Below are 2,592 nucleotides of genomic sequence, written 5' to 3'. Positions count from 1 at the left end.
CACGCCATCCAGTGGCGCTGGGACCAGGCCGAGGCCTTCGGCAACTCGGCGCCCAACGAGAACCCCAGCGCACTCGGTGCCTTCACCCTGAACCTCAGGTTCCCGGGGCAGACCTTCGACAAGGAGACTGGGCTGTTCTATAACCTCAATCGGGATTACCGGGCGACCTCGGGGAGGTACGTTGAGTCGGATCCCATCGGGCTCGCGGGAGGCATCAACACCTATGCTTATGTCGAAAACGACCCTATAAATGAGGTGGATGCTTTGGGTTTGTTTGCGACCAATCCGTATAAAGAAACCAATGAAAACACGATTGTTTGCAACGGATTGGGAGAGCCGGTGATCAGGCTTGCGCCGCAAACTGAACTGGCGCAGCGGTGCGGAATATCGCAATGTACCGCTGTGCATGAAGAGTCTCATATCAGTGACGCCTTGCGCCAGAATCGCGGGATATGCAGAGGTGTAAGGCGCAATGTTCTAATCGTGGCTTCGAACAATAACGAACGGAAAGAAACCGAACGCAAGGCTTATAAAACTAAGATATTTTGTTTGGAGCAAAAATTAAAAGAAGCTTCGTGCTCAAGCGATTGTGTCAAAGCAATCAAAGAGGAGATCTTGTGGGAAAAGGAACAACTAAAGAATTTGGACTGGTTTCAATGAGCGATCGCTTATCACGGCTTTTATATGCCATCGTCATTCTTGCTTTTTGTAAAAGCAGTTTTGCGGGACAGTTTATGCCCAAATGCGAAGCGGTTTCCATATCTCTAAGTAAACCAACAGGCGATGGGGATTTATGGACTATATCTGTTAAAGTTAAGAATTGTGGACGTCATGTTGTTAATATGCTGACGGCGGACTTGCCTTGGATGAGTGGCGCGGATTTGAAATATTGGATTCAGCCCCGAGGGAATGTGAAGGAAATCGAATCCTTATATCCTATTGTGGACGCGCAGGCTTATGCCAAGGTCACGATACAACCCGGTTCTGAATTAGTGCAAACGGAAGATTTTCGAGTCAGATTTCCAGATTTACGCCAAAGAAATGATATTGATGGCGCTCTCATTAAATGGCGATTTGTTCCGCGTCCGGGAGCCTACTGTGCATTGGCGGAGAACTGTGGGCCGACGGAAGGCGTGCTTGGCAAGGTTTGCATGAGCTCTCTAAATTTCACTGCTCCAATTTGTGAACCCTTGTCAAAACCAAAGTCGAATAGTTTCCCCGGAAATAAATAGATAAGGGTATCGATCATCTCACCAGGGTCTATAACGGCCAAGCCGACATGCGGACCCTGGTGCGCGCGTGCACACGCAGTTAGCAGGCTGTTGAAATGCCGCCCAAGAGGTCGCTGCCAATGGATTCGCACTATCACGGACGCTGCCCACGGCTTTTTCGAGCCGCTTCGCCCCGCGTAGGCACGAGTTCACACAACCATGCGATAGCTTGCGCCGATCGCCTACGGAACCGAAGCCAGTATTTCAACAGCCTGTTAAGTCAAAATCTGTTGCTTGTGCCGATTTATTATATTTCTTGAGAGATAAATGAATACTGCGTTCTTAAGAGTCCTTTTAGGAGAAGTAGGCCTTCTTGCGTCTGCTCTCTCTCATGCCGCGTGTGGCCCCGCGACTAGCCAGTGGGCTTCATCGCAGATTCCGATTAACTGTTGGCGCCGACCGAAAACTGAGCCGCGGGGGGTGCGGACAAAAACTTGGACTGGTTATGCGGCGAGGCCCAGGCTTCTGCGGTGCTCGGAGGGGCTTCGGAAGCCCAGTGAGCTTTTGATTCGCACTTCGTTGTACCAGCGGATGTACGTGTCCAATGCTGCGACGAAGTTTTCGATGGTCGTCGAGAGCCAGTCTCGTTCGAAGAACATCTCGGTCTTCAGCCGGCCGAAGAAGCCTTCGCAGGCAGCGTTGTCCGGCGAACATCCTTTGCGTGACATCGAGCGGATCAGCTTCGCCTCCGCAATTCTCGCCAGCCAGCCCGGCCAACGATAGTGCCCCCACGGTCCGAGTGGATCATTGGCCGCTCACCGCTGGCAGCGAGCTTGTTGATGGCTGCATCGAGCATCGTGTTGACCAACTCGGCGTTCGGCCGCGTGCCGATAGACCAGCTGACGACCATGCCATCGAAGCAATCGATCATGGGCGACAGGTAGACCTTGCCTGCCGGGATCTGGAACTCCGTGATGTCGGTGAGCCACTTCTCGTTCGGAGCCTCGGCACTGAATTCGCGATTCAGCAGGTTGTCGGGCGCCGGACTGATCTCGCCCATGTACGAGCCGTATCGGCGCCGCTTGCTCGTCGCGGCAACCAAGCACTCCTGCTTCATCAGACGACGAATGACCTTCTCCGAGATGCTCACGGATCGATCGCTCAGCGAGGCGTGGATCCGCCGGTAGCCGTAGCAGCGGTAGTTGCGCTCGAAGATGTCTGTCATGGCCTGGCGCACATCGGCGTACTTGTCGGTCATCTCGAGCCGGGCTCGATGGTAGAAGTAGTCGGCCTTGCAAATCTCCCAAGTCGTTGTCCCGAAACGACTTTCGGGTGATATCCGATGGTCAGATCTCCCGAGAATCAATCCAATGGAGATCGG

General features: G+C 53.3%; 2 protein-coding genes and 1 pseudogene. 2 read left to right on the top strand and 1 reads right to left on the bottom strand.

Features of this window, described 5'->3' with window-relative positions:
- Both LRH25_RS32450 and LRH25_RS32445 read left to right on the top strand, forming a co-directional pair.
- On the top strand, positions 1-660 hold a 660-nt coding region (locus LRH25_RS32450; protein ID WP_231013277.1), incomplete at its 5' end, for an RHS repeat-associated core domain-containing protein.
- A complete protein-coding gene (locus LRH25_RS32445; RefSeq protein ID WP_141291044.1) occupies positions 657-1,232 on the top strand; it encodes a hypothetical protein in 576 nt (191 codons plus the stop codon). The genes LRH25_RS32450 and LRH25_RS32445, both read left to right, overlap by 4 nt.
- Before the next feature lie 482 nt (positions 1,233-1,714).
- Here the strand turns inward: LRH25_RS32445 and LRH25_RS32440 are convergent.
- Positions 1,715-2,499: pseudogene (locus LRH25_RS32440) on the bottom strand (IS3 family transposase); the annotation flags it as partial.
- Positions 2,500-2,592 lie beyond the last annotated feature (93 nt).

Source organism: Ideonella azotifigens (genome assembly GCF_021043325.1).
Lineage (GTDB): Bacteria > Pseudomonadota > Gammaproteobacteria > Burkholderiales > Burkholderiaceae_C > Ideonella > Ideonella azotifigens.
This window is presented reverse-complemented; position numbering and strand designations above follow the sequence as displayed.